This is a genomic window from Amycolatopsis sp. NBC_01307 (assembly GCF_035975215.1).
In the GTDB taxonomy this organism is placed as follows: domain Bacteria; phylum Actinomycetota; class Actinomycetes; order Mycobacteriales; family Pseudonocardiaceae; genus Amycolatopsis.
In genome coordinates, this window is the sequence record NZ_CP108403.1 from 7,191,954 (window position 1) to 7,218,227 (window position 26,274).

Annotated in this window: 26 protein-coding genes and 1 riboswitch; of the genes, 7 read left to right on the plus strand and 19 right to left on the minus strand. The window is 70.1% G+C overall.

What is annotated here, in order from left to right:
- The first annotated feature begins 105 nt into the window (after positions 1-105).
- Positions 106-1,884, plus strand: a complete 1,779-nt coding sequence (locus tag OG439_RS31145; RefSeq protein ID WP_326944306.1) for an ABC transporter ATP-binding protein — start codon at positions 106-108, stop codon at positions 1,882-1,884.
- Between the two features lie 232 nt (positions 1,885-2,116).
- Here OG439_RS31145 and OG439_RS31150 read toward each other — a convergent pair whose 3' ends face one another.
- From OG439_RS31150 to typA, 5 genes are all read right to left on the minus strand, one after another.
- Positions 2,117-3,046, minus strand: a complete 930-nt coding sequence (locus tag OG439_RS31150) for an ABC transporter permease (protein WP_326944307.1) — start codon at positions 3,044-3,046, stop codon at positions 2,117-2,119.
- A complete protein-coding gene (locus OG439_RS31155) occupies positions 3,039-4,055 on the minus strand; it encodes an ABC transporter permease (RefSeq protein ID WP_247057550.1) in 1,017 nt (338 codons plus the stop codon). Before OG439_RS31155 ends, OG439_RS31150 begins: the two co-directional genes overlap by 8 nt.
- A gap of 189 nt (positions 4,056-4,244) precedes the next feature.
- Positions 4,245-6,053: an ABC transporter family substrate-binding protein gene (locus OG439_RS31160; RefSeq protein WP_326944308.1), complete on the minus strand. Its 1,809-nt coding sequence runs from the start codon at positions 6,051-6,053 to the stop codon at positions 4,245-4,247.
- Between the two features lie 284 nt (positions 6,054-6,337).
- Positions 6,338-8,074: an ABC transporter family substrate-binding protein gene (locus OG439_RS31165; RefSeq protein WP_326951659.1), complete on the minus strand. Its 1,737-nt coding sequence runs from the start codon at positions 8,072-8,074 to the stop codon at positions 6,338-6,340.
- A gap of 363 nt (positions 8,075-8,437) precedes the next feature.
- On the minus strand, positions 8,438-10,363 hold the full coding sequence (typA, locus tag OG439_RS31170; RefSeq protein WP_326944309.1) for a translational GTPase TypA: 1,926 nt from the start codon (positions 10,361-10,363) through the stop codon (positions 8,438-8,440).
- 193 nt (positions 10,364-10,556) lie between these two features.
- On the opposite strand from typA, the gene OG439_RS31175 reads away from it, so the two are divergent.
- Positions 10,557-10,709 carry a hypothetical protein gene (locus OG439_RS31175; protein ID WP_247057556.1) on the plus strand — a complete coding sequence of 51 codons (153 nt, stop codon included), beginning with the start codon at positions 10,557-10,559 and terminating at the stop codon, positions 10,707-10,709.
- Here the strand turns inward: OG439_RS31175 and OG439_RS31180 are convergent.
- The gene (locus OG439_RS31180; RefSeq protein WP_247057558.1) at positions 10,706-11,005 is read right to left on the minus strand and encodes a YciI family protein; all 300 of its coding nucleotides are present in this window, start codon (positions 11,003-11,005) and stop codon (positions 10,706-10,708) included. The genes OG439_RS31175 and OG439_RS31180 overlap by 4 nt on opposite strands.
- A gap of 173 nt (positions 11,006-11,178) precedes the next feature.
- Here OG439_RS31180 and trpS point away from each other — a divergent pair, with 173 nt between their 5' ends.
- Complete coding sequence (gene trpS, locus OG439_RS31185; RefSeq protein ID WP_326944310.1) at positions 11,179-12,144, plus strand: tryptophan--tRNA ligase; 966 nt, start codon at positions 11,179-11,181, stop codon at positions 12,142-12,144.
- A 57-nt stretch (positions 12,145-12,201) separates the two neighbouring features.
- Here the strand turns inward: trpS and OG439_RS31190 are convergent, their stop codons facing one another.
- The 3 genes from OG439_RS31190 to OG439_RS31200 form a co-directional block, all read right to left on the minus strand.
- Positions 12,202-12,591 carry a (deoxy)nucleoside triphosphate pyrophosphohydrolase gene (locus OG439_RS31190; protein WP_247057562.1) on the minus strand — a complete coding sequence of 130 codons (390 nt, stop codon included), beginning with the start codon at positions 12,589-12,591 and terminating at the stop codon, positions 12,202-12,204.
- A 290-nt stretch (positions 12,592-12,881) separates the two neighbouring features.
- Positions 12,882-14,192: a sensor histidine kinase gene (locus tag OG439_RS31195; protein ID WP_326944311.1), complete on the minus strand. Its 1,311-nt coding sequence runs from the start codon at positions 14,190-14,192 to the stop codon at positions 12,882-12,884.
- Positions 14,192-14,908, minus strand: a complete 717-nt coding sequence (locus OG439_RS31200) for a response regulator transcription factor (protein WP_326944312.1) — start codon at positions 14,906-14,908, stop codon at positions 14,192-14,194. Before OG439_RS31200 ends, OG439_RS31195 begins: the two co-directional genes overlap by 1 nt.
- Positions 14,909-15,052: 144 nt before the next feature.
- Here OG439_RS31200 and OG439_RS31205 point away from each other — a divergent pair, with 144 nt between their 5' ends.
- From OG439_RS31205 to OG439_RS31215, 3 genes are read left to right on the plus strand one after another with little or no spacing between them, the layout of a single operon-like run.
- On the plus strand, positions 15,053-16,144 hold the full coding sequence (locus OG439_RS31205) for a LolA family protein (RefSeq protein ID WP_247057569.1): 1,092 nt from the start codon (positions 15,053-15,055) through the stop codon (positions 16,142-16,144).
- Positions 16,141-17,115: an ABC transporter ATP-binding protein gene (locus OG439_RS31210; RefSeq protein WP_326944313.1), complete on the plus strand. Its 975-nt coding sequence runs from the start codon at positions 16,141-16,143 to the stop codon at positions 17,113-17,115. The genes OG439_RS31205 and OG439_RS31210 overlap by 4 nt, the downstream gene beginning before the upstream one ends.
- Positions 17,112-17,990, plus strand: coding sequence for an ABC transporter permease (locus tag OG439_RS31215; protein WP_326944314.1), 879 nt, complete (start codon positions 17,112-17,114; stop codon positions 17,988-17,990). Before OG439_RS31210 ends, OG439_RS31215 begins: the two co-directional genes overlap by 4 nt.
- Before the next feature lie 42 nt (positions 17,991-18,032).
- Here OG439_RS31215 and OG439_RS31220 read toward each other — a convergent pair whose 3' ends face one another.
- The 3 genes from OG439_RS31220 to OG439_RS31230 all read right to left on the minus strand — a co-directional run bounded on the left by OG439_RS31220 (position 18,033) and on the right by OG439_RS31230 (position 21,768).
- Positions 18,033-19,046, minus strand: a complete 1,014-nt coding sequence (locus tag OG439_RS31220; RefSeq protein ID WP_326944315.1) for an ABC transporter ATP-binding protein — start codon at positions 19,044-19,046, stop codon at positions 18,033-18,035.
- Positions 19,046-20,608 (minus strand): ABC transporter permease, encoded by a 1,563-nt coding sequence (locus OG439_RS31225; RefSeq protein ID WP_326951660.1) that lies wholly within the window; start codon positions 20,606-20,608, stop codon positions 19,046-19,048. Before OG439_RS31225 ends, OG439_RS31220 begins: the two co-directional genes overlap by 1 nt.
- A 110-nt stretch (positions 20,609-20,718) precedes the next feature.
- Entirely contained in the window at positions 20,719-21,768 is a 1,050-nt protein-coding gene (locus OG439_RS31230) for a thiamine ABC transporter substrate-binding protein (protein WP_326944316.1), read from the minus strand.
- 21 nt (positions 21,769-21,789) lie between these two features.
- Positions 21,790-21,899, minus strand: a riboswitch (TPP riboswitch).
- Positions 21,900-21,931: 32 nt separating this feature from the next.
- Here OG439_RS31230 and OG439_RS31235 point away from each other — a divergent pair.
- A complete protein-coding gene (locus OG439_RS31235) occupies positions 21,932-22,216 on the plus strand; it encodes a 4a-hydroxytetrahydrobiopterin dehydratase (RefSeq protein ID WP_326944317.1) in 285 nt (94 codons plus the stop codon).
- 409 nt (positions 22,217-22,625) lie between these two features.
- Here OG439_RS31235 and OG439_RS31240 read toward each other — a convergent pair whose 3' ends face one another.
- The 7 genes from OG439_RS31240 to ychF are packed head-to-tail and all read right to left on the minus strand — an operon-like array spanning position 22,626 to position 26,160.
- Complete coding sequence (locus OG439_RS31240) at positions 22,626-22,991, minus strand: winged helix-turn-helix transcriptional regulator (protein WP_326944318.1); 366 nt, start codon at positions 22,989-22,991, stop codon at positions 22,626-22,628.
- 10 nt (positions 22,992-23,001) lie between these two features.
- Positions 23,002-23,295, minus strand: a complete 294-nt coding sequence (locus tag OG439_RS31245; protein WP_326944319.1) for a DUF1330 domain-containing protein — start codon at positions 23,293-23,295, stop codon at positions 23,002-23,004.
- Positions 23,292-23,669: a hypothetical protein gene (locus tag OG439_RS31250; protein ID WP_326944320.1), complete on the minus strand. Its 378-nt coding sequence runs from the start codon at positions 23,667-23,669 to the stop codon at positions 23,292-23,294. The genes OG439_RS31245 and OG439_RS31250 overlap by 4 nt, the downstream gene beginning before the upstream one ends.
- Positions 23,666-24,133 carry a hypothetical protein gene (locus OG439_RS31255; protein ID WP_326944321.1) on the minus strand — a complete coding sequence of 156 codons (468 nt, stop codon included), beginning with the start codon at positions 24,131-24,133 and terminating at the stop codon, positions 23,666-23,668. The genes OG439_RS31250 and OG439_RS31255 overlap by 4 nt, the downstream gene beginning before the upstream one ends.
- Positions 24,133-24,714 (minus strand): ArsR family transcriptional regulator, encoded by a 582-nt coding sequence (locus OG439_RS31260; RefSeq protein WP_326944322.1) that lies wholly within the window; start codon positions 24,712-24,714, stop codon positions 24,133-24,135. The genes OG439_RS31255 and OG439_RS31260 overlap by 1 nt, the downstream gene beginning before the upstream one ends.
- 51 nt (positions 24,715-24,765) lie before the next feature.
- A complete protein-coding gene (locus tag OG439_RS31265) occupies positions 24,766-25,041 on the minus strand; it encodes a hypothetical protein (protein ID WP_326944323.1) in 276 nt (91 codons plus the stop codon).
- A gap of 36 nt (positions 25,042-25,077) precedes the next feature.
- Positions 25,078-26,160, minus strand: a complete 1,083-nt coding sequence (ychF, locus tag OG439_RS31270) for a redox-regulated ATPase YchF (protein ID WP_326944324.1) — start codon at positions 26,158-26,160, stop codon at positions 25,078-25,080.
- Between the last annotated feature and the right edge of the window lie 114 nt (positions 26,161-26,274).

Below are 26,274 nucleotides of genomic sequence, written 5' to 3' on the forward strand. Positions count from 1 at the left end.
CGTAATTCCCGTGCTCCGACCTAAGTCGGGGACACCCTCGGTTATCCTCGCGCGAGTCGCGACCGCCGCGTCGCGATGGTCTGTACCCCCACGAAGGGCATCTTGGTGAGCACTGAAGCAACTTCGGCGAACGTCGCCGACGTGTCGGGATCCGTTCTGTCCATCTCCGACCTGAGCGTCTCGTTCCCGACCGAGGACGGCGTCGTCGACGCGGTCAAGGGCATCGGGTTCGACGTCAAGCCCGGCGAGATCGTCGCCGTCGTCGGTGAGTCCGGGTCCGGCAAGTCCGTCACGTCGATGTCGGTGCTGGGCCTGCTGCCCAAGACCAGCCGCATCGCCGGCGAGCTCCGCCTGGGTGAGCGCAACCTGGCGGACCTCAAAGAGAAGGACATGCAGAAGATCCGCGGCAACCAGGTCGCGATGATCTTCCAGGAGCCGATGACGGCGCTGAACCCGGTCTACACGGTCGGCTGGCAGCTGCGCGAGGCCCTGCGGTCGCACCAGGACATCTCGAAGGCCGCCGCCGACAAGCGCGCGGTCGAGCTGATCGACATGGTCGGCATCCCGAACCCGGAGCAGCGGTTCAAGCAGTACCCGCACCAGCTCTCGGGCGGCCTGCGCCAGCGCGTCGTCATCGCCATGGCGATCGCCTGCGACCCGCAGGTCATCATCGCCGACGAGCCGACCACCGCGCTCGACGTCACCGTGCAGGCGGAGATCCTCGGCCTGCTGCGCAAGCTGCGCGACACCCTCGACACCGCGATCGTGCTGATCACGCACGACATGGGCGTCGTCGCCGACATGGCCGACCGCGTCATCGTGATGTACCAGGGCGAGATCGTCGAAGAGGCGCCGGTGCGCGACCTGTTCGCCTCGCCCAAGGAGGACTACACCCGCCGGCTGCTCGCCGCGGTGCCGGTCCTGGGCCAGCGCCCCGAGGGCCGTCGCCTGCTCGACACCGGGATCGACGCCGACAGCACCGAGGCGGCCAAGATCGCCGAGGACATCCGGCTGGCCGACGCCGAGCTGGAGGCCGTGATCGAAGAGGCCGCGCCGGCCCTGGAGATCAAGAACCTGGTCCTCGAGTACCCGGGCCGCCGCGGTCAGGGCAAGAACCGCGCGGTGGACGACGTCTCGCTGACCATCGCCAAGGGCGAGATCGTCGGCCTGGTCGGCGAGTCCGGCTCGGGCAAGTCGACCGTCGGCCGCTGCGCCGTCGGCCTGCTCCGGGCCACCCAGGGCACCATCGCGATCGCGGGCCGTGACATCACGACGATGTCCGCGAAGGACATCCGCCCGCTGCGCCGGTTCTTCTCGATCGTGTTCCAGGACCCGGCGTCCACACTGGACCCGAAGATGACGATCGGCGAGTCGATCGCCGAGCCGATGGTGCTGCACAAGGTGCTGGCCGGCAAGGAGCTCTCGGCCCGCGTGCGCTCGCTGCTCGACAAGGTCGAGCTGGGCGGGCACTACATGAACCGCTACCCGCACGAGCTCTCGGGCGGCCAGCGCCAGCGCGTCGCGATCGCCCGGGCGCTGTCGCTCGACCCGGCGCTGCTGATCGCCGACGAGCCGACGTCGGCGCTGGACGTGTCGGTGCAGGCCCGCGTGCTGGACCTGTTCCTCGACCTGCAGCAGTCGCTGCAGTTCGCGTGCCTGTTCATCAGCCACGACTTGGCGGTGGTCGACCTGCTGGCCGACCGCGTCGCGGTGATGCAGTACGGCAAGCTGGTCGAGGTCGGCACCCGTGACCAGGTGCTGCACTCGCCGCAGCAGGAGTACACCCGGCGCCTGCTGTCGGCGGCCCCGGTCGCCGACCCGGTGCTGCAGGCCGAGCGCCGCGCGGCCTGGGAAGCGGGCCGGCTGGCACCGGTCGCCGACTGACGCTCTCCGAGACAAGCTGAAGGCCGCCACCCGGCTCGGGTGGCGGCCTTCGGTGTTTCCGGGCCTGTGGGGTCAGCCGACGCGGCTGCGGGGCCACAGGATGCCGATCGACGCGCGCTGTGCGCACGTGCTGATCCCGTGTTGGCGCCCATGACGAAGCAGAGGAACCTGCCGGACTGCGCCGAAACGACCGCGGGGGTGACCGGAATCCGGTCACCCCCGCGGTGTGCGTTCAGGCCTTCATTCTCCGCTGTCGCGGGTCGAAGGCGTCGCGAAGACCGTCACCGATGAAGTTGATCGTCAGTGAGATCAGCACGAGCACGATGAACGGCCCGAAGAACAGCGCCGGCCGCGTTTGCAGCTGGGCGTAGTTCTCCAGGATGACGCGGCCGAGCGAGGTGTCCGGCAGCTGGACACCGAGGCCGATGAACGACAGCGCGGCTTCCGCCAGCACGGCCTGCGCCACCGCGAGGGTCGCGTTGACCGTGATGCTGCCGACCATGTTCGGCACCAGGTGCTTGAAGATGATCCGGAACGTGCCGGCGCCCGACGCGCGAGCCGCGTCCACGAACTCGCGCTGGGCCAGGGACATCGCCTCGGCCCGGGTGATCCGGGCGATCTGCATCCAGCCGAAGGCCGCCAGCACCAGCGCCACGATGTACCAGGCACCGCCGCCGAACACCTTGGCGAGAATGGCCGCCGCGGCGATCTGCGGGATGATCAGGAACAGGTCCGTCACGCGCGAGATCGCCGAGTCGGTGAAGCTGCGCAGGTAGCCGGCCAGTGCACCGAGGACGACGCCGACGAAGGTCGACAGGATCGACACCGTGAGCGCGATCAGCAGCGAGAACTGGGTGCCGCGCAGGATCTGCGACACCATGTCCTTGCCGACCTGCGTGGTGCCCAGCGGGAAGTCCCCGTTCGGCTTCGCGAAGGACGGGAAGGAGCTGTCCTCGTAGCTGTGCGGCCAGAAGATCGGCATCAGGATGCTGAGCACGATGATCAGGACCAGCACCGCGGTCGAGGCCATCGCCAGCTTGTGGTGCAGGAACTTGCGCAGGACCAGTCTGCCCTGGCTCCGCGGCTCGGGCAGGGCCTCCGGCGGCAGCGTGCCGTCGGCCGTCGCGGTTTCGCTCGCGAGAAGTGAGTTCAAGTCAGCCAACGCGAATCCTCGGGTCCAGGATGCCGTACATCAGGTCGGCGATCAGGTTGGCGACGACCACGCTGGAGGCGATGACCACGAGCCAGCCCATCAGCACCTGGGTGTCGTTTTTCGTGACGGCTTCCACCAGCAGCGTGCCCATGCCGTGCCAGTTGAACACCGTCTCGGTGATGATCGCCCCGGCGAGCACCGAGCCGAAGTTCACCGAGAACAGCGTGGTCACGGGGATCAGGGCGTTGCGGAACGCGTGCCGGAAGATGACCCGGCCGTTGGCCAGGCCCTTGGCGCGCGCGGTGCGCACGTAGTCCGAGCTCATGACCTCGAGCATCGAAGCCCGCTGGAAGCGGCTGTACGCGGCGAAGCTGATCGCCATGATCGAGAGGGTCGGCAGCAGGTACGCGCCGACCGTACTGGTTATGAAGTCCCCGACGCCGTCGGTCTTCAGCTGCTCCGGGCTGATCGTGCGCAGCCATGGATTGCCGAGGACGTCGGACAGGCCCAGGTCCCGCACCCAGCCGTTGATCTCGATCGCGTAGCGCTTCAGCACGATTGCGACGCAGAAGATCGGCATCGAGAAGAGCAGGAAGGCCAGGGTGGTCGCGATGTAGTCGATGATCGAGTACTGCTTCACCGCGGCCAGCACACCGACGATGATGCCGATGATCAGCGCGAGGATCTCGGCTCCGACGACCAGCTTGAGCGTGACGGCGAACGCGGCCGTGACCTTGGGCGCGACCGGCGCGAGGGCGTTGCCCTGCGCGATCGAGGTGCCCCAGTCGCCGGTCAGGAAGTGCCCGAGCCAGGTGAAGTAGCGCGGGATGACGCCCTGGTCCAGCCCCAGCTTGTGGGAGAGCGCGTCGATCGCGTCCTTGCTCATCAGCGGGTTGTTGCGGATCTCGCCCAGCGGGTCACCGGTGGCGGCAACCATCACGAACGACAAGAAGGTCCCGACCAGCAGGACGGGAATCGATATCGCCAGACGGCGAAGGATGTAGATCACCAGGTTCAACGAACTGCTCCTCATCCGGGCCTGGTCGTCAGAAGTGCGCTGGACCGCTACCCGGTTGTCTACCGTAGTGGTGGTAACCCTACGGTCAACAGCTACTTCCGGTGGGTACCGGGGCCCGGCTCGTGGCCGGGCCCCGGTACCTCCCAGGTCATCTGGAGCGAGGGGAAAGAAGCGTCAGGGCGAGCCCCGTTACTTCTTCTCCCACTCGCCGGCGTTCCACAGGACACCGTTGTACGACTGCATGTACACGCGGTCGATGCCCTTGAACGCCCACATGGACGGCGTCTGGAACAGCGGCATGGTCGCGTACTTGTCCGCGATCGCCTTGTCCGCGGCCTGGTAGCTCTGCGTCTTGACGGTCTCGTCCGTGGCACTCACCGCGGTCTTGAACGCGTCGTCGATCTTCGGGTCGCAGAGGTTCTGGTAGTTCTGGTCGCCACCGTTGGTCGGGCAGACGTAGATCGACCGCGACTGCGACTTGAACGGAGCCGACGACCAGCCGAAGAGGGCGATGTCGTAGTCACCGGTCGAGACGCGGCCACCCTTGAGGAAGTTGGCGTCGGTCTCGTCCTTGACCTCGATACCGGCCGCCTTGGCCTGCGAGATGATGATCTCGACGGTCTGGCTGCGGCGCGCGTTCTGGTTGTGCGTGATCTTGAACGAAGCGCGCACGCCGCCCTTGGCGAAGATGCCGTCGCCGCCCTTGACCCAGCCCGCGTCGGTCAGCGTCTTCGCCGCCGCCTCGGCGCCCAGACCGGCCTTGCTGCCGTACAGGTCGGTGTAGCCCTCTTCACCCTGGAAGAACACGATCGAGTTCAGCGGGGCCGCGTCGGCCTGGACTTCCTTGAGCAGCTTGTCCGTGATCGCCTTGCGGTCGACCGACTCGAAGAACGCCTTGCGGAGCGCGTCGTCCTTGAACATGCGGTTGAACTGCAGGTCGAGGTGCTCGTAGGTCAGCTGGGGAGCCGAACCGTAGGTGACACCCTGGGCCGAGAGACCCTTCATCGTCTGGGCCGCGGTGGCGTCCGGCTGGGTCGACGCCGCGACGTCGATCTCACCGTTCTGCAGCGCGGTCGCCATGGCCTTGGTGTCTTCCATGGCCCGGACGATGATCTTGCTCGGGCCGCCCTTGCCGCCCGCCCAGTTCGGGTTCTTGACGAGCGTGACGGCCTTCTGGTTGGCGTCGAACGCGTCGATCATGTAAGGGCCGGACGCCGGCATGAGCGCCTTGTCGAAGCCCTTCCACTTGTTCGTCCAGAAGTCGCCGGCCTTGGTCACCAGGGCCGGGTCGCCGGTCGGCGCCAGCTTGGAGATGTCCGGGATGCCGGTCCCCTTCTCGAGGATGTGCGCCGGCAGCACCGCAACGCCGCTGAACAGGCCCTTGTAGTCGAGGTACGGCTCGCTGTAGTCCGTCTCGAGGGTCAGGTCGTCCTTGCAGGTGGCGGTCTTGATCTTGTCGTAGCCGGTGGTCGAGGCGGCGTTGAACGGGTTCTTGCCGTCCGCGCCCTTCGCCTGGCCGCTCTGCGCGAGCCACGCCAGGTAGAAGTCCTTGCAGTTGTAGGCCTCGCCGTCGGACCACTTGAGGTTCGGCTTGATCTTGTACGTGACGACCTGGGGGTCCTTGGTCGTCACGTCGGCCGAGTCGAGGATGTCCTTGTTGAGCAGCACCTTGTTGTTGCCGTCGAGGACGAAGGAGTCTTCGATGACGGCGGTCAAGATGTACGTGTTGTACGAGCTGTTCGTGTCCGGGGTGTTGTTGTTGTACCCCGAATAGCCGTCGTCGATCCCGACCGTGACCGTGCCGTCCCAGCCCTTGACGTCCGCGAGCTTGAACGAGTCACCGGTCTCGGCCTTGCCGACAGCCATCGCCTTGACGTCGGTCGACGACCCGTTCGTGTCGGTGCTACCCGAGCCCGAATCACCACCGCTGCAGGCGCTCAGCAGCAGCGTGGCGCCTGCGACGAGCGACAAGGCGGAGACTGCTTTGGTTCTCCTCATGAAGTGTGCCCTCCTAGCACTGAGCCCTTGAATTGTGACAAGGACCCACACCGCTCCGGTTTGGGCCGGAGCCTACGACACGCCAAGCGACACTCAACTGGCGCACTGCGGGTGCACGCTAGAAAGGAAAAGCACCGACAGTCACCAGTTCAGGGTCGATCGTGACCAAAGGGTGACTTCCAGTGGACATCCAGAAATACGACGGTTACCTCATGGAATCAATGCCCCCCACCCGAAGGCGTCGGTAAAGATCACTCGGTAGTACTGAATGCGTAGCCGACTGATTACTTCGGGCCGCGAGTCCAGTTCACGGCCGACCCGAACGGGCCCACCATGGGGGGACCCGGTGTGACGCCCGAGATGCCCGAACCGATCGCCAGGGTGTCAGCCATCTGGAACAGCGGAATCACCACGTTCTGACGCCAAAGTTCAGGCTCAAGGGTGGTCAGGGCCTCGGCGATCGGCGTGGCGCCCGACAGCGCGGCGTCGATCGACGGCTGCAGCGCCGCGTCGCAGAAGCCCGCCGAATTGCCCGGAACGACCGGTTTCGTGGTGTCCGCCCCCGTCGCCGTCTGCTCGGGCCGGCAACCGAAGGTCGACGCGAGGACCGACGCCGTGTCGCCGCCGACCGCCTGCGGCACGACCGCGATGTCGACACCGACGTTGCCCGCCGAGTCACCGGCCGGCTGCTGGACCCCGCCGACGACCGGCATCGCGAGCAGGCCGCTGAACAGGTCCCGCGGCTGCGGCGTGATCGCGTTGACCTCGATGCCCTGCGCGGCCAGCTCGCTGGTGAGCTCCTTGGCGATCGACGCGTACGGCTCCTGGGTGCCGGGCGAGGCGATGACCAGCGAAAGCGCCTTGCCGTTCTTGCGCCAGGTGCCCGCGGTCTTGGTGTAGCCGGCCGCCTTCAGCGACTCCTCGGCCTTCGCGACGTCGGGCGCGGTCGGCGGGCCGGGCGGGATCGTCGCGGTGTACCCGGCCACCGACGGCGCCTTCACCTGGGCGTCGGCGTGCAGCGCCGCCGACGGGCCGCCGTTGACGCCCTCCGTGATCAGCTTCGTGCGGTCCAGCAGGGCGGCGACCCCGGCCCGCACCTGCGCGTCCTGCAGCGTGGCGCTGACCGGCCGCAGCAGCACGTCGGCGACGAGCGGCCGGGCCACGGTGTGCAGCTGGACCGCCGAGCCGAGCTCGCCGAGCAGCTTGAGCTCGTCGCCGGTGGTCCGGGCCAGCGCGAACTGGTCGTTGCCGCTGCGCAGCGCGGCCAGCAGGGTGTTCTGGTCCGAGCGGCGCAGCACGATCCGGTCGATCGCCGCGGGCTTCTCCCAGTAGCGCTCGTTGCGCTCGAGGATCACCTCGCCGCGGGCGGTGTCGAGGCTCTTGATCGAGAACGGGCCGGCGATGGCCGGGAAGTTCGTGGCCAGGGCCCCGCGCCAGCCGTCGGGGGCGTCCTTGAGCAGGTGGGCGGGCAGGAGGTCCGAGAACAGCGTCTGCCAGCCGGGGTACGGCTTGGCGAAGGTGACCTCGACGCGCTTGCCGCCCTCGCGGGACTGCAGGTCGGTGATCTGCCGGTAGCCGGCCGGGCCGATCACGCCGGGCTGGTCGCGCATCTGGGTGCGCAGGTAGTCGAAGTCCTCGGCGGCGATGGGCGCGCCGTCGGACCAGGACGCGTCCGGCCGGATGTCGTAGGCGACGACGAACGGCTGCTGCGAGAGCACCGCGGCGGACTTCATGAGGTTCTTGTCGAGCAGGGTGGCGCCGTCGTCCTTCTGGCGGAACACCGAGGGCAGCAGCAGCTGCGAGAGCGCCGAGGTCACCTGCGAGGAGTCCGCGAGGTTGTGCGGGTTGTACCCGCCGAGCACGTCGTCGACGCCGACGACGATCTGCGACGGGGTCTTGCCGGTGGTCGAGGCCGGCGCCACCGACGACGACACGACCGGCGGTGGCGGGGTGTTCGAGCAAGCGGCGAGCACCACGGCCGCGAGTGCCAGTACCGGCCCCGCCTTGCGATTCACCCGCACGCCCAGTCCTTCCGGATTCTCCCCGATCGGGTCAGCCATGTTCCCATGACCACCACCGCCGCCGGAACCGAGATTCCCATACCCGGATCGGCCGGGTCCGGCGCCCCATCGTGGCGCTATGGAAAAGGACGCGCGGACCACCGTCCGGGTTCCCGGACCGTTCCGGAACGGCGGAACGAACACGGCCCGGACACGAGACGGCGCCGGGCGGAGGTGAACACCAGGCGGGACGCCTATAAAGATATAAGGAGAAGATACTCGAATTCGGTGACGCTGGGCCGGGGTGTTTCGGACACAGGGTCACCGGCGCACGAGAAAAGGGCCTCCCGGCAACTCGCCGGGAGGCCCTTTTCGCGTATCGGATCAGACGTTGTCGCGGCTCTTGGCGCGCGAGCGCTCCTTGGCCCGGGTGTTGATGTCCAGCGTGACCTTGCGGACGCGGACGACCTCCGGGGCCACCTCGACGCACTCGTCGACCGAGCAGAACTCCAGGGCCTCTTCCAGACCCATCTTGCGCGGCCGGGCCAGCGTCTCCATCACGTCGGCGGAGGACTGACGCATGTTCGTCAGCTTCTTCTCCTTGGTGATGTTGATGTCGAGGTCCTCGAAGCGCGGGTTCTCGCCCACGACCATGCCCTCGTAGACGTCGGCGCCCGGCTCCACGAAGAACGAGCCGCGGTCGGCCAGCTGGATCATCGCGTACGCGGTGACGGGGCCGGTCCGGTCGGCGACCAGGGAGCCGCTGTGCCGGGTGCGGATCTCGCCCGCCCACGGGAAGTAGCCCTCGAACACGTGGTTCGCGATGCCGGTGCCGCGGGTCTCGGTGAGGAAGTCGGTGCGGAAGCTGATCAGGCCGCGCGACGGGAGCACGTAGACCAGCTTGATCCGGCCGGTGCCGTTGCCGCTCATGTCCTCCATGCGGCCCTTGCGGGACGCCAGGAGCTGCGTGATCGAGCCGAGGTGCTCTTCCGGCGAGTCGATGTAGAGGCGCTCGAACGGCTCGTGCAGCTTGCCGTCGATCGTGCGCAGGACCACCTGCGGCTTGCCGACGGTCAGCTCGAAGCCCTCACGCCGCATCTGCTCGACCAGGATGGCCAGCGCCAGCTCGCCACGGCCCTGGACCTCCCAGGTGTCGGGGCGCTCGGTCGGCAGCACGCGGATCGAGACGTTGCCGATCAGCTCGACGTCGAGGCGGGCCTTGACCAGCCGCGCGGTGACCTTGTCGCCGCCGTTGCGCCCGGCCAGCGGCGAGGTGTTGACGCCGATGGTCATCGAGATGGCGGGCTCGTCGACGGTGATCCGGGGCAGCGCCACCGGCGTCTCGGAGTCGGCCAGGGTGTCGCCGATGGTGATCTCGGGGATGCCGGCGATGGCGACCAGCTCGCCCGCGCTGGCCTCGGTCGCCGGGACGCGGGTGAGCGCCTCGGTGACGAGCAGCTCGGAGATCCGGACGTTCTGCACGGTGCCGTCTTCGCGCATCCAGGCCACGGTCTGGCCCTTGCGGAGCCGGCCGGCGTGGATGCGGATGAGCGCGATGCGGCCGAGGAAGTTCGACGCGTCGAGGTTCGTGACCAGGGCCTGCAGCGGCGCGTCCAGGTCCGCCGCGGGCGGCGGGACGTGGCGGAGCAGGGTGTCGAACAGCGGGTCGAGGTTCTCGCTGTCGGGCATGCCGCCGTCTTCGGGCTGCGCGAGGCTCGCCTTGCCGGCGCGCGCGGAGGCGTAGACGACCGGGAGGTCGAGGATGGCGTCGAGGTCGGCGTCCTCGATGTCGCCGGCCAGGTCCAGCAGCAGGTCGTGGGTCTCTTCGACGACCTCGGCGATCCGCGCGTCCGGCCGGTCGACCTTGTTGACCAGCAGGATCACCGGCAGCTTGGCCTCGAGGGTCTTGCGGAGCACGAAGCGGGTCTGCGGGAGCGGGCCCTCGCTGGCGTCGACCAGCAGGACGACGCCGTCGACCATCGCCAGGCCGCGCTCGACCTCACCGCCGAAGTCCGCGTGGCCGGGGGTGTCGATGACGTTGATCGTCACCGAGCCCTCGGGCGTCTCGCGGTGGATCGAGGTGTTCTTCGCCAGGATGGTGATGCCCTTTTCGCGCTCGAGCTCACCGGAGTCCATCACGCGGTCGACGAGCTCGGCGCGCTCGGCGAAAGCGCCCGACTGCCGGAGCATGGCGTCGACCAGAGTGGTCTTGCCGTGGTCGACGTGGGCGACGATCGCGACGTTGCGCAGGTCGGGCCGGGTCTTACCGGTCGGCCGGCCGGTTTCGACGGTAGCGCTGGCTGCGGGCACGCGAAGACTCCTGAACTTCAAAGGTGTGGGTGGCCGCGTAAGCCCGTCAGGCATCCTGTGACCGGCTCTGGTCACACGCGGACCTCACCAAGGATACCTGCACCCCCATTGTGAGGAGCCCCACGCCCCAAGATCGGTTAGGCTCTCCTAATCTGGAGGGCCGGACAGCGACATCGATCCGAGGAGCGCAGGCGTGGGCAAGAAGCCGCCGGACGACCCCCGCAAGGTCGTGCGCAAGCTGATGAAAGCCGGCAAGGTCAAGAAGAAGTGCTGCCGGTCCAAGCCGCGGTGCAAGAAGTGCCCGGTGCTCGCGCTCAAGAAGGCGAAGCTCGACCTGGCGGCCTAACGGTTGATCGCTTCGTTGAGGTCCCGCAGCTCCGGCGCGGTCTTCGTCGGCGAGAACGGGATGACCTCGTACTTCGCGAGCTTCCGCACCGCGAACGGGTCGCTCGCCAGGATCGCGTCCAGCTTCCCCTGGGACATCGGGCGCGTGATGATCACGCCGCCGACGCGCGGCTTCCGCGCCCCGGACGCGAGGAAGAGCCCGCGGTCGTACTGCGCCTCCAGCCACGCCACGTGATCCGGCAGCGCCAGGTCGACTTCTTCGATCGGGGCGGTGTAGGTCAGCACGACGACGAACATGGTTACAACGGTAGACCCGCTCGGATATAGTCACCGCATGCACGCGCAGACGTCCCAGTGGTGGCCGCCATCGGCGGCCCTCTGACCCTGCGCTGAAACCAGCAGCGGCCGCCCCGGACGGGCGGCCTTTTTCGTGCCTTCGCCGGGGTGGTCCCCGTCGAAAAGGACCCACGATGAGCAAGCTGTCCGGGATCACCCCGTCCGGTCACGTCCACCTCGGCAACCACCTCGGGGCCGTCCGCCGCTGGGCCGCCGAGGGCGGCGCCGACGACCTCTACTTCGTCGCCGACCTGCACGGCATGACGACGTCGCACAACCCCGCCAAACTCCGATCCCTGGCGGGTGAGCAGCTCGCCGTCCTCATCGCCGCCGGCATCGACCCCGAGCGGGTGTTCGTCCAGTCCGACCTCGCCCGCGACCTGGGCGCGCTGACCTGGGTCCTGGAGTGCACCTGCAACTACGGCGAGGCGGCCCGGATGATCCAGTTCAAGGAGAAGTCCAAGGGCCAGGCCGGGGTGCGGCTGTCGCTGCTCACCTATCCGGTGCTGATGGCCGCCGACATCCTGCTGCAGGGCGCGAACGAGGTGCCGGTCGGCGAGGACCAGCGCCAGCACGTCGAGCTGGCCCGGACGCTGGCCAAGCGGTTCAACGGCACCTACGGCGACGTGTTCACCGTGCCCGAGGCCGTGCTCCCGCCCGCCGGGGCGCGGGTGAAGGACCTCACCGACCCGACGCGCAAGATGTCGAAGTCGACCCATGACGTCGCCGGCGTGGTGTTCGTGCTGGACGAGCCCGACCAGATCCGCCGCAAGATCCGCCGCGCGGTCACCGACGGCGGTTCGGTGCCGGTGCACGCGCCGGACACCCGGCCGGGCATGGCGAACCTGCTGGAGATCCTCGCGGCCTGCCAGGGCGGTTCACCGGCGGACCTGGCCGAGGAGTTCTCGTCGTACGGCCAGGTCAAGGACGCCGTCGCCGACGCGGTGATCGAGCAGCTGCGGCCCATCCGCGAACGCGCGTCGACGCTGCTCGGCGACGTCGCGGAGCTGGACCGCGTCCGCAAGGCGGGCGCGGCGAGGGCCGCCGAGCGCGGCTCGCACCGCCTCTCGGCGGCGTTGCGGATGATCGGCGCGAGTTGAAGAGCCGTGAAGGACTCCTTCCCGGCTCTTACGGCCGGTAAGGAGTCCTTCACGGCTTTAGGTCAGCAGCCGGCGGAAGGCCGGGAGCAGGATGCGGTCGGCGGGCAGCCAGTCGACGTCGTCGAGGTCGTCCGGGCCGAGCCACTGCACGGCCAGGTGTTCGACCGCGCGCGGTTCGTCGCCCGGCGAGACCAGCGAAGCCGCGTAGATCCGCAGGACCTTGTCCCCGGGCAGCGGAATCTCCTGCCCGACCCGCTCCCCGACCTCGATCACGACGTCCAGCTCCTCGCTGCACTCGCGAGCCAGGGCGAAGGCGTCGGACTCACCGTCTTCGACGCGCCCGCCGGGCAGCTCCCACTGCCCCGCGTGCCCGGGCGGCCAGGCCCGCTGCTGGGCCAGCAACTTCCCGTCGCGCACCAGGGCGGCACCCACGATCACACCGTTCACAGCCCCGGAATCTACCCGGAAGCCCAGACACGAGCCGAGCGTGTCGCCCCTCCAGGCACGCGAACAGGCCGGCTAGGCACGTGTCGCCCCTCCAGACACGCGAGTCGACCCTCCAAACACGTCAGCCGACCGTCCAGGCACGCGAGCCGACCGTCTAGGCACGCGAGCCGACCGTCTGGGCACGCTGACCGCCCCTCCGAGAACGCAAGCCGTCCCCCCGAGGCGCGCCCTCCTGCCAGCCGCGCGCATCGGTCGTGAGTGGCAATGAGGGTTCTAACCCGAATTACCACTCACGAGACCGGCGCCGCACGCCAGGTGACCTGGAACCGCGCGCCCCCGTCCGGGGACTCGCCCACCTGGACTCGCCCGCCACGACGGCGGACCGTCTCCGCGACCATCGCCAGCCCCAGGCCCATGCCGCCGGTGATGCGGGCCCGGTCGTCCGACACCCGATAAAACCGGTCGAAGACCTTCTCGCGGTGCTCCGGTGCGATGCCCGGGCCGTCGTCGTCGACCACGACCCGCACCGACGAGCGTGACGCCAGCACCGACACCACGATCTCCCCGCGCGCGTAGCGGCACGCGTTGCGCAGCAGGTTGTCCAGCACCAGCTCGATCTCGCCGTGCGCTGCCCACGCCCAGGCCTGCGCGACCGCGTTGCTCACCCGCGTCTCCGGCGCGCCCGCCGGAAGCCGGCCGACCGCCGCGCGGACCTCGCTGACCAGCTCGACCGGCTCCGCGGGCGGCACCTCCCCCGCGTCCGAGCGGGCCAGCGACAGCAGGCCGTCCAACAGCGACGAGAGCCGTTCGGCCTCCGTGAGGATGTCGCCCAGCGTCTCCTGGGACAGCTCCGGATCGGGGTTGGTGACGGCGACCTCGGCCTGGACCCGGATCGACGCGACCGGCGACCGCAGCTCGTGCGCCGCGTCGCCGGTGAAGCGCCGCAGCCGTTCGCTCGCCTGCTCCTGGCGCTCCAGCAGCGCGTTGAACTCCTCCGCCAGCGCGCGCAGCTCGTCGTGCGAGTCCGGCAACGGCAGCCGCGCGCCCGGCGGCAGCGCCCGCACCGTGCCGCGCATCCGCGCCACCGGACGCAGCGCCAGGCGCACCACCAGCCACGTCGCCAGGCCCGCGACCAGCGCGCCGACCGACGCGACGACCACCAGCCACACCCCGCCGTAGTGCACCGCGGCGGAGAACCCGACCAGGCCCGCACCCGCGACGACCAGCCGTTGTGTCCCGTCCGGCGTGCTGACGACCGCGCCGAGGTAACGGGCGCCGTCCTGCTGGACCGGCTGCCCGGCCTTGAGCAGCCCGACGTCGGCACCGCTGAGCCCGCTCGGCGCGCCGCCGTCGACCGGTGTGCCCGAGATGTCGAGCACCCGGACCGTCACCGGGGCGGTGGTCGGCAGCGCGCGCCCGGCGCTCACCTCGGCACTGGCCGGGGCGAGCGCGCCCGTCAGCTCGCGGTCGACCGAGTCGATGAGCAACGGCGAGAGCTTGGCCGCGGCCAGCGCGGCCAGCCCGAGCAGGCAGCCCAGGGTGATCGTCGCGGCCAGCACGGTGATCCGGGCCTGCAGGGACCGCCCGCGCCACCAGGTCATCACGGGGTGATGACCTCGTCGATCTGCGCGTCGGAAGCCAGGTACCCGTGCCCGCGCACGGTCCGCAGCAGCGCGCCCGCGCCGACGGCGTCGAGCTTGCGCCGCACGTACCCGACGTACACCTCGACGAGGTTGCGCGTCACGGCCTGCTCCTCACCCCAGACCGCGCGCAGCAGCTCGTCCTTGGTGACAACCGTGCCCGCGCGGCCGACGAGCACCTCGAGCAGCGCGAACTCGCGGGGGCTGAGCCCGACCTCCTCGCCGTTCCAGTGCACCTGACGCAGCCCGCGGTCGACCTCCAGCGCGCCGAGCCGCAGCGTGCCGCGGCTGGCGTCCGGCCCGGCGCGGCGCAGCGTCGCGCGGACCTGCGCCACCAGCACCACGAAGGAGAACGGCTTGACGAGGTAACCGTCGGCGCCCAGGTCCAGGCCGTCGGCCTGGTCGACCTCGCCGTCCTTGGCCGACACGAGCAGCACCGGCGTCGTGACGCCGTCCTTGCGCAGCCGCTCCAGCACGCGGTAACCGGACAAGCCGGGCAGCATGATGTCGAGCAGCACGACGTCGAACGAGCCGGTGCTCGCCAGCTGCAGCCCGCTGGGGCCGTCCGCGGCGGTGACCACGTCCATCCCCTCCGCGCGCAGCCCGCGTTGCAGTGCTTTCCGCACGCCCAGCTCGTCGTCGACCACCAGCACCCGAGGTTTCACGAGTCTCATCATGGCGGGTTTGCGCAGGTCCCGCGGGATCTCTCAGCACGATCTCAGCCGCGGAGGGAGAACCTTCAGGGGTATCTCAGCCTCGAGAGGGAAGCGTCGGTGCCGGGAGCCGAGCACACTTGAGCTCGGGAACACAGGGAGAGACGCATGAAGACGAAGACGAAGGGCATCACCGCGGCGGTCGTGGGCACCGCTCTCGGCGTCGGCGGGCTCGCGGTCATCGCGATGCCGGCCAGCGCCGACGACAAGCCGGCACTGCCGCAGGTGAGCGCCGAAGACCTGGTGCAGTCGGTCATGCAGGCGAAGCCGGGCGCGTTCGACGGCACGCTGAAGGTCAGCAACGACCTCGGCCTGCCGGCGGTGGGGAGCGCGATCCCGGGGGCGTCCGCGCTGAACATCGACTCGGCGCACATCTTCACCGACGGCGCGGGCAAGAGCCGGCTCGCCGTCACCCAGGGCACCGGCCAGGAGACCGTGGTCCACGACGGGACGACCGTCTGGGACTACAGCTCCAAGACCAACACCGCGACCAAGGTGACCATCCCGGCGGACGTGGCCAAGCAGAAGGGCGCGGGCAGCGAGAAGACGGCCGACCCGGTCGCGACCGCCACCGAGCTGCTGGCGAAGGTCCGCGAGAGCAGCACGGTGTCGGTCGACGGCACCGCGACCGTCGCCGACCGCCCGGCCTACGAGCTGGTCCTGACGCCGAAGCCGAGCGAGCGCACGTTGCTGCGTGAGATCCGCGTGGCCGTCGACTCGCAGACGCGGATGCCGCTGCGGGTTTCGGTGCTGAGCAACGGGACGACGTCGCCGGCGCTCGAGGTCGCGTTCAGCCAGATCGAGTTCACCCAGCAGCCGGCCGACCTCTTCACCTTCACCCCGCCGAAGGGCGCCAAGGTGCAGGAGAAGACGCCGACCGTCGACCAGAAGGACAAGGACCTCGCCGAGCAGGCGAAGCAGGCCACCAAGGTCGTCGGCGACGGCTGGGACACCGTCATCACCGGCACGATCCCGGCCGACGCGCTGAACGCGGCGCCGAAGCAGCAGGGTGACCGTCAGGGCCGCAACGCCGACCCGCAGGCCCTGCTCGACCGGTTCACCAAGAAGGTCAGCGGCACCTGGGGCAGCGGCCACCTCATCACCACGAAGGTGGGCAGCGCGATCCTGACCGACGACGGCCGGTTCGCCGCCGGTGCGGTGCCGGAGCAGGTCCTGTACGAAGCGCTGGGTCAGAAGTGACCAGTACGACTGTCGAGTCCGGGGCGGACGTCTCCACGGAGACGTCCGCCCCGGCGGTTCCCCTGGCCGCGCGCACCAGGGGGCTGCGCAAGGTCTACCGCGGCACGGTCGCGGTGGACCACGTCGACCTCGACATCCCCGAAGGCGCGGTCGTCGGGATGCTCGGGCCGAACGGCTCGGGCAAGACGACCACCATCCGGATGCTGCTGGGCCTGGTGCGCCCGACCGAGGGCGAGGTCGAGCTGCTCGGCCGCAAGATGCCCGACGCCGCCGCGCACGCGCTGCCGGACGTCGGCGCGCTGGTCGAGGGGCCGGGCTTCCACCCGTTCCTCTCCGGCCGCGACAACCTGCTGCGCTTCGCCGCGGCCGAACCGCGGCTGGCGTCGTCCGGGATCCCGTTCGCGGTCGACTCCGCGATCGAACGCGTCGGGCTGAGCGTCGCCGCGCGACGGCGGTACAAGGGCTACTCGCTCGGCATGAAGCAACGGCTCGGCCTCGCTTCGGCGTTGCTCGTGCCGCGGAAGATGGTCGTGCTCGACGAGCCGACCAACGGCCTCGACCCTGCTGGTACCAGGGAGATCCGCAGGATCGTGGCCGAGCTGCACGCCGAGGGCGTCACCGTGCTGGTGTCGTCGCACCTGCTGGCCGAGGTGGAGGCGACCTGCACCCACGTCGCCGTGCTGCAGGCCGGGAACGTCGTCGCACAGGGCGAGCTGGCGGAGCTGCTGGAGTCCGGGAACGCGGCCTTGCTGGTCCGCACGCCGGACGCCGAGCAGGCCGTGGAAGTGCTGCGGGAGAACCGGATCGGCGCGCGGCTGACGCCGGACGGGATCCGCGCCGACCTCACGGCCACCGAGGCACCGAGGGTGCTGCAGGTCCTGGTGGGCGCGGGGGTCGCGGTCCACGAGGCGACGCGGGCGCGCACCGGCCTGGAAGACCTGTTCGCGCGACTGACGGAGGGGGCGGAATGACCGCGGTTCTCGAGGCACCGGCGGTCCGCACGGGCCACGACTCGGTGCCGCTGCCCCGGCTGCTGGCCGCGGAGCTGCGCTGGATCTTCCGGCGGCCGCGCACGCTCGCCGTGCTGGGCCTGCTGGCGCTGATCCCGGTGGTGATCGGCATCGGCCTGACGCTGGTGAGCGAAGACACGCAGTCGGGCGGCGGCCCGGACGACGGCGGCGGCGCACTGCTGGCGTCCGCCGTCAACAACGCCTTCGTGCTGCCGATCGCGGCGATCGTGATGACGCTGACCCTGCTCCTGCCGCTGGCCTCGGCCATGGCGGGCGCGGACGCGATCGCGGGCGAGACGTCCCACGGAACCCTGCGCGGCTGGCTGATCGCTCCGGTCGGCCGCGGCCGGCTGCTGGCGGTCAAGGCGTTCGGCGTCGCGACGGTGTCGGTGGTTTCGGTGCTGGCGATGTGTTTCACGGGCGTGGTGACCGGCCTGATCATCAACGGCACGGACTCGCTGTTCACGCTGTCGGGAACCACGTTGTCGGTGGGCGGCGCACTGGCCCGGATCCTGCTGGTGGCGGGCTGGGTCGTGCTGCAGCTGTGGGCGGTCGGCGCAGTGGCGCTGGCGATCTCCAGCTGGACGGAACACCCGATGCTGGTGGTGGCATCCGTACTGGCGGCGGACATCGTGTTCACGATCCTGGGGTTCTTGACGTCGCTGGACTGGCTGCACCCGTTCCTGCTGACGCAGAACTGGTCGCTGGCCCCGGCGGAGGTGCTGCAGGACCCGATGGGCACGCAGATGCTGGGCGAAGGCGCGTTGCGCGCGGGCTGCTACATCGTGATCGGGCTGTCGCTGGCTTACGCGCGACTCTCGACCCGCGACGGCTGACCCGTCGTGAGTGTTTAGGGCGGTTCTAACCGCCCTGAACACTCACGACAAGCCGACCAGCGCCACACCGTCCGGGTCCAGCTCCAGCCGGACCTCGTCCCCCGCCCGGAAGTCCGTCGCCGCCGGGGCGACCGCGTCCACAGTGGACTCCGCCAGCCGGACCACCAGCCGCACGTGCTCGCGGCGGTGGACCGCCGCCACGACCTCGCCCGGCACACCCGAGCCGGCCACCCGCAGCGCGTGCGGGCGCAGCCCCAGCCGCACCGGGCCGTCGTCGACGTCCGGCACCGCCACATCTCCCAGCGGAGTCCGGACCACGCCACCCGTCGCAACTCCCTCGACGAACGACGTCACCCCCAGGAAACGGGCCACGTCGTCGTCCAGCGGGTTGCGCCACACGCGGCGGACCGCGCCCTCTTGGCGCACCTCGCCGGCGTCGAGCACCGCGACCCGGTCGGCCAGGGTGAACGCCTCCTCCTGGTCGTGCGTCACCAGCAACGCCGTGATCTTGCTGCGCCGCAACAGGTCCGCCAAATCGATGGCCAGCTGCTCGCGCAACCCGGCGTCCAAACCGGACAGTGGCTCGTCCAGCAACAGCAGCCGCGGCTCCGGCGCCAGCGCGCGGGCCAGCGCGACCCGCTGCGCCTGGCCGCCCGACAGCTCCGTCACCCGGCGCCGCTCGAAACCGGACAGCCCGACCAGCTCCAGCAGCTCGGCGACGCGCCCAGCCCACGCGGCCCGCGGGACGCCGTGCATCCGCAGGCCGAACGCGATGTTCGCGGCGACGTCGCGGTGGCCGAACAGCTGGCCGTCCTGGAACACCAAGCCGAAGCCGCGGCGGTGCACCGGCACCGCGCCGAGGTCCTCGCCGTCCCAGCTGACCGTGCCGCGAGCCGACGGCTCCAGCCCGGTGATCGCGCGCAGCAGCGTCGACTTGCCCGAGCCGGACGGGCCGAGCAGCGCCAGTACCTCGCCGTCGGCGATGTCCAGCCGGGCGTCGCGCACCGCGACGAACGATCCATAATGGACAGTCAGGTCCCGCACCGACAACGCCATCAGAACTCTCCCACCCGGCCGCGCGCGGCCCCGAGCCGGTCGATCAGCGCGACCGCCAGCACCGTCACGAGCATCAGCAACGCGCACGCGGCGTACGCCATCTGGTTGTTCAGCTCCCCCGGGCGCCCCATCAGCGACGCGATCGCGACCGGCAGCGTCGGCGACGTCGGCCGCGCCAGGAAGCTCGTCGCGCCGAACTCGCCGAGCGCCACGACGAACCCGAACCCCGCCGCCGCGACCAGCGGCCGCAGCGTCAGCGGCAGGTCGATCTCCCGCCACACCCGCAGCGGGCTCGCGCCGAGCGTCGACGCGGCCTGCCGCAGCCGGACGTCGACCGAGCGCAGCACCGGCAGCACCATCCGCACGATCAGCGGGATGATCACCAGCGCCTGCGCGAGCGGCACCAGGTAGGGCGACGTCCGCAGGTCGCCGGGCAGCGCGTCGAGCGTCACGAGGTACCCGAACCCGACGGTCACCGCGGACACCCCGAGCGGCAGCATCAGCGCGGCGTCGAGCGTCTCGCCGAGCCCGCGCGCGGCCCGCGCCGGCGACCGGCGCAGCGCCACCAGCACCACCGACGCGAGCACGCCGACGACCAGCGCCAGCAGCGTCGCGTCGATCGCCACCTTCAGCGAGTTCAGCGCGGCGTCCCAGCCGGACACCTGCAGCGCGCCCTTCTCGCCGGTGCCCGCGAGCGCGCGGTACCCCGCGAGGCTCCAGCCGTCCGAAGTGGACACCGACTCGGCGAGCAGCGCGACGATCGGCGTCAGCAGCAGGGCCAGCACGACGCCCGCCGCGCCGACGACCCACCACTCACCACCGCGCGGGCGTCGCGCAGCGCCGGAACCGATCTTGGCGCCTTCCTTGCGCCGCCGCGCCAGCCCGCCGACGACCAGCGCCGCGACGACCGCCGCGAACTGGATCAGCGAAAGCGCCGACGCTCCGGAGAGGTCGAGCAGGTCGACCGTCCGGAGGTAGATTTCGGTTTCCAGGGTCCGGTACCGCGCACCGCCGAGGATCAGCACGACACCGAAACTGGTGGCGCAGAACAGGAAAACGACAGCCGCGGCGGACGCGATCGCGGGCGCCAGCGCGGGCAGCGTCACCGACCGGAACGCCCGCCACGGTGACGCGCCGAGCGCCCGCGCGGCGTCGGACGTCCGCGAGTCCAGCCGCGCCCAGAGCCCGGCGACGGTCCGCGCGACGACGGCGACGTTGAAGAACGCGTTGGCCAGCACGATCGGCAGCACCCCGCCGTCCGGCCACAGCGCCCGGAACGCCAGCCCGACCACCACGGTCGGCAGCACGAACGGCACGAGCACCAGCGTCCGCGCCAAGCCGACGCCGGGCAGCCGCACCCGGGAAAGCAGGAACGCCACCGGCAGCCCGGCCAGCACCGCGACGACCGTCGAGCCCGCCGCGGTGGCCACCGTGAAGCCCGCCAGCCGCCACGTCTGCGGGTCGCCCAGCACGACGTCGAGCCCGCCCGCGGCGAACCCGCGGCCGACGATCGCCAGCACCGGCCAGGCGAAGAACACCACCAGGAAACCGATCGGGGCCAGCCCGAGCAGCGCCAGGCCGATGCCGCGGGCGGTCCGCGGTGGCGCTACGACCACTGCTTTCCGGGGGCTCCGGGTGGCGGAGCCCCCGGCCCGGGGCGGAGGCCCGGATGTCACTGCACGAGCGCGCGCCATTCGCCGATCCACTTCTCACGCCCGGCCTGCACCTGGTCCGCGGTCAGCGCCTGCGGCTTCTGCGGCAACGGCGCGACCTGCGCCCAGCCCGCCGGCAGGTCGACGCCCTGGCGCGCCGGGTAGACGTACATGTTGGCCGCCACGGTCGCCTGGAACTGCTGCGAAAGCAGGAAGTCGACGACCTTGCGCGCGTTCTCCTCCTGCTTGCCGCCGGCCAGCACCCCGGCGTACTCGACCTGCCGGTAACAGGTGTCGAGCAGCGCCTTCGTCCGCGGTTTCCCGTCGTCGCCCACCTCGGCGGCCGGCGACGACGCGTACGAGACGACGATCGGCCGCGGCCCCTTGCCAGACGAGCCCGAGAACTCCTTCGTGTAGGCCTCTTCCCAGCCGCTGACCACCTTGAGGCCGTTGGCCTTCAGCTTGGTCCAGTAGTCCTTCCAGCCGGCCTCGCCGTACTTCGCGACGGTGCCGAGCAGGAACGCGAGCCCGGGCGACGCCGTCGCCGGGTCCTCGGCGACCAGCAGGTCCTTGTACTTCGGGTCGGCCAGGTCGTCGTACGACTCCGGCGCCGGGATCCCCTTGGCCGTGAAGTAGTTCGTGTCGACGTTGACGCAGACGTCGCCGACGTCGACCGCCGAGAGCCGGTGCTCCGGGTCGACGGCGTAGCGCTGCGGCCCGCGGTCGGCCTCCGGGCTGGTGTAGGGCTCGAAGACGCCCTCGGCGAGCGCGCGCGAGGCGAAGGTCGAGTCGACGCCGTACGCGACGTCGCCGACCGGGTTCGCCTTGGTGAGCACGAGCTTGTTGGTCAGCGAACCGGCGTCGCCCTGCTTGAGCACGGAGATCTTGATGCCCGACTGCTGCTGGAAGGCGTCGAGCACCTCCTGCGGCGCCAGGAAGGAGTCGTGCGTCACCAGGGTGACGGTGGGCGTCTGCTTCGCGTCACCGGACCCGTCCGACAGCGAACACGCCGCTGTGACGACGCTGACGACGGCGATGGCCGTCGCGGCGCGAACAGCACTGCGTTTCATCTACCCTCCTGCACTTCGCCGGACGAGGAGGGAAAGCCCTCCCTTCGCCGGCATGATCCGGGATCAGGTGCTAACGGTCGCGGGTCACCCCGCCTCTCAGCCCGGCTCACCGGACTCCCGTGGCAACCGTGCACCTTAGTCCAGGACGTTGGACGATGGAGCCATGACGGAAATCTTGAGCGACGACGAGGCCGACCGGGCCCTGCTCCACGGCTGGGTCCGCACGGGCAAGGTCATCCGGCGCGAGGTGGAGCTGCCGAGCTTCCCGAAGGCGATCGAGGTGGTGGACCGCGTCGCGGTACTGGCCGAGGCCGCCGACCACCACCCGGACATCGACATCCGCTGGCGCACGCTGACCTTCCACCTCAGCACGCATTCGGCCGGTGGCCTGACGAAGAAGGACTTCGCGCTGGCCAAGCAGATCAACGAGACCCTCGACGGACTGTGATCCCGGCTACTCTGAGTGCACGAAAGCCCGCGTTCAGCGTCTCTCGGTAAAGGACTTCGCACCGAGAGGCAGATATGACGCAGGCGATCGTAGTGGGCACAGTGGCATTCGCGACGATGGTGGCCGCGGCCGGCGGGGTGCTCTGGTTCACCGTCCGCAGCCACCGTCACTCGGACGGCTGAGTGCCGTTTCCGCTGGTCAGCGGCATGATCGGGTGAGCTTCGTCACAGCTGCTAACACTCGGCATGGTCAACGCGCTGAACCCGCGGAAGCATCGGCCCGCTCGTAGGGAAAACGCCATGAACAGCACCCCCGCCACCGCCGCCCTGACCGCCACCCAGCGCGCCTGGATCAACGCCCTCGCGACCGCCGTCGTGCTGATCACGATCGCGCTGATGGGCCTCCTCGGCTAGTCCGCCCGGTCGTAGGCCTGCCGGGCTTCTCGCAGGCTCGGCAGGTACTTCTCCGCCCACTCGCGGCAGCGCTCCATGGGCTCGAACAGGGTCCGGCCCAAGTCCGTCAGCGCGTACTCGACGCGCGGCGGGTTCTCGTCGTAGGTCTTGCGGGTGATCATCCCGTCGCGCTCCAGGGACCGCAGCGTCTCGGTGAGCACCTTCGGGCTGACGTTCCGGAGCGGCACGCGCAGCTCGGAGAAGCGGCGCGGCCCGTCTTCGAGGCAGAAGACGACCATGCCGCCCCACTTGTCCCCGATCCGGAACGGCGTGTCGGCCGACGGGCATTGCGGCGCGAAGAGATCAGCGGTCAGCGGCTCCACCCAGCCGACGTTAGGCCACGCCGTCGACGAGCAGCAACCGCCGCCGCAGCGCGGTCTTGCTCAGCTCGAGCGCTTCGGCGTACTCGGCGGAGGCGTACCAGCGTTCGGCCGTCTCACGGTCCGGGAACTCGACGAGGACGACGCGCTTGTGTTCGTCGAAGTCGCCTTCGAGGGCATCCGGTGCCGCGCCGCGGACGATGTAGCGCCCCTGGTACCCCATGATCGACGCTTGGGCGAGTTCGCGGTAGCGCTGGGCTGCGGTTTCATCGAGGATCTCGACCTCGGAGATGACGTAGACGCTCACGGTTCCGAGGGTGGCAGAACTCCGGAGCCGTCACCTGGTGCTGTCACTACCCGGATTTCCGCCGGCGGCGGGAACTCGACGGGCGTCTCGTCGGCCACGCTCCAGTATTCGAGGCCGGACAAGCGGCCTTCGTCGACGAACAGGATGAGCCCGCCGTCCGCCACGTCGACGTCCACGGCCACCCGGCTCTCGACCTCGGCCACCGTTTCGTCGACGGCGAGGTCGATCGTGGGACAGCCGCACGGACAGCGGCCGGTCACCTCGGCCGTGCGCGCTTGGGCGCGAAGGGCCGCGGCACCGGGAAAGTCCGTGCCCAGCAGCAGGTCCAGGACCGCTCTCTCGCGCGGAGTGAGCGGCCGGCGTTCGGCGGTCAATAGCGTGGCATGTTCGGGATCGCCTTCTCGGCGACCTCGATGAGGGCCTCGACCTTCGCCACGTCGGCCGTCACGTCCTCCGTGGTCACCGAGGGCGCCTCCGAAGACCGGTAGGCGACTTCGTTGCGCCGGACCCGCATCCGGTTGAAGGGCCGCAAAACCGGCCCCAGCGGCGGATCCAGCTGCGCGAGGACCGCCTCGTAGACGGTGACGTGCCCACCCCGGCTCGTCACCCGCAGGCCCTGGTTCTGCAGGACGGCGGCCAACGCGCGCCGTGCGCTGTCGTAGGCCAGCGTGTAGGCGCCTTCCGGATCCGTGTCCTGCAGCTGCCGCGCCGACGCGAGGTGCGTACGGGCCCTGACGAACTCGGCCTCGGCCGCCTCCCGCGACGCCGGAACGTGCTCGATGGCGCCGCGCGCGAGGAACGCGTCGATCCGTTCGCGGCCTTGGTTCCACTGCGGCATCAGGTCTCCTGGCTGAGTTTCACCAGCGGACGCTCACGCACGCTGGTGAGGAACGGATCGGTGGTGCTCGCCGCCCACGACTCGGGCGAGACCCGGTGGACGTTGACCTCGCGCCCCAGCCGCCGTGACACCTGTTCCGCCGAGTCGAAGAGCGCGTCCGGATCGGGCGAACCGACCACGAGGACATCGACGTCGCCGGGCGGAAGACCGGGTTCGCCGTTGTAGCGCGCGGCCCAGGAGCCGTAGATGTAGGCCTCGCGCACGCCGGCCAGCCCGGACAGGGCCTCGGCGAGCAGCGGCATCGGCCCGAAGGTGACGGCGATGAGCTCGCTCAGGGGCGAGTAGAGCGGGGTGTCGGTGCGCGCCTTGACGAGCCGGCTGCGGCCCACCCGCCGGTCTTCCAGGATCCCGCCACCGGTCAGCCGCTCGACCTCACGCAAGACGGCGGTGGGCGTGACACCACAGGCCTCGGCGAGCTCGGTGATGCTGTACTCGCGATCCGGGTGCAGGAGCACGAGCGCGAGCAGCTCACCCTGCATGCGCGAACGCAGCAGGGGCAGCAAGCTCGGCGAAGCTTTCATTGGACGCAGTATATCCTGCGCCCAATGAAAGTAACAACCAGCAACAAGCCGCTACTCGGCCAACGCGAGGTCGGCGATGACCAGCAGGCACTCGTAGTACGGCCGGCCCGCAGCGGGGAACTCCGGCAGCGACGACCTCAGCCCGTCCGCGGCACGCGCGAAGGACACCCGCGCGCCCGGTGGCAGTGATCCCGCCCGGCTCGCCCACCCGCAGATGTCGGCGTCGATCATCACGGCGCACACGGACCCGTAGACCTCACCTCGCCTGACCGCCGACGGAAACGGCGCGGCGAGGTGCTCCTCGAGGACGGCAGCCAGGTCGCTCATCACCCGGCCAACCTACGACCTAGGGCCGAGGCGGATCTAGACGTTGAAGCGGAACTCCACCACGTCGCCGTCCGCCATGGTGTAGTCCTTGCCCTCCATGCGGACCTTGCCCGCGGCCCGTGCCGCCGCCATCGAGCCGGCGTCCATCAGGTCGGCGTACGAGACGATCTCCGCCTTGATGAAGCCGCGCTCGAAGTCCGTGTGGATGACGCCCGCGGCCTGCGGGGCGGTCGCGCCCTGCGGGATCGTCCAGGCGCGCGACTCCTTGGGGCCCGCGGTCAGGTACGTCTGCAGGCCGAGCGTGTGGAACCCGGCGCGGGCCAGCGAGTACAGGCCCGGCTCCGGCTGACCGACCGACTCGAGCAGCTCGCGCACGGACTCCTCGTCGTCGAGTTCCAGCAGCTCCTGCTCGACCTTTGCGTCGAGGAACACCGCGTCGGCCGGCGCGACCAGCTTCGTCAGCTCCTCGCGGCGGGCTTCGTCGGTGAGGACGCCTTCGTCGGCGTTGAAGACGTACAGGAACGGCTTCGTCGTCAGGAGGCTGTGCTCGCGAAGCAGTTCGAGGTCGACGTCCTTCTGCGCGGAGAAGAGCGTGCGGCCGCTGTCGAGGATTTCCTTCGCCTTCTGCGCGGCCTCGAGCGCGGGCTTCGCTTCCTTCTTGGTCCGCGCTTCCTTCTCCAGGCGCCAGACGGCCTTCTCGAGCGTCTGCAGGTCGGCCAGGATCAGCTCGGTGTTGATCGTCTCGATGTCGCTCAGCGGGTCGATCTTGCCGTCGACGTGGATCACGTCCGGGTCGTCGAACACGCGGATGACCTGGCAGATCGCGTTGGCCTCACGGATGTTCGCGAGGAACTTGTTGCCCAGCCCGGCGCCCTCGGAGGCCCCCTTCACGATGCCCGCGATGTCCACAAAGGACACCACCGCCGGCACGGTCTTCTCCGACTTGAACAGCTCGGCGAGCTTGTCCAGCCGCGGGTCCGGCAGCGGGACCACGCCGACGTTCGGCTCGATCGTCGCGAACGGGTAGTTCGCGGCGAGCACGTCGTTGCGGGTCAGCGCGTTGAACAGGGTGGACTTGCCGACGTTGGGCAGACCGACGATACCGAGGGTGAGGCTCACGACCCCGAAGTCTACGTGGCCGGTCCGCGGCGGCCGCCAGGGCTCACGACCAGGCCGAACGCCGTGTCGGATTCCCGCCAGCCGCGGCGCTGACCTGCTGGCAGGGTGGGATTC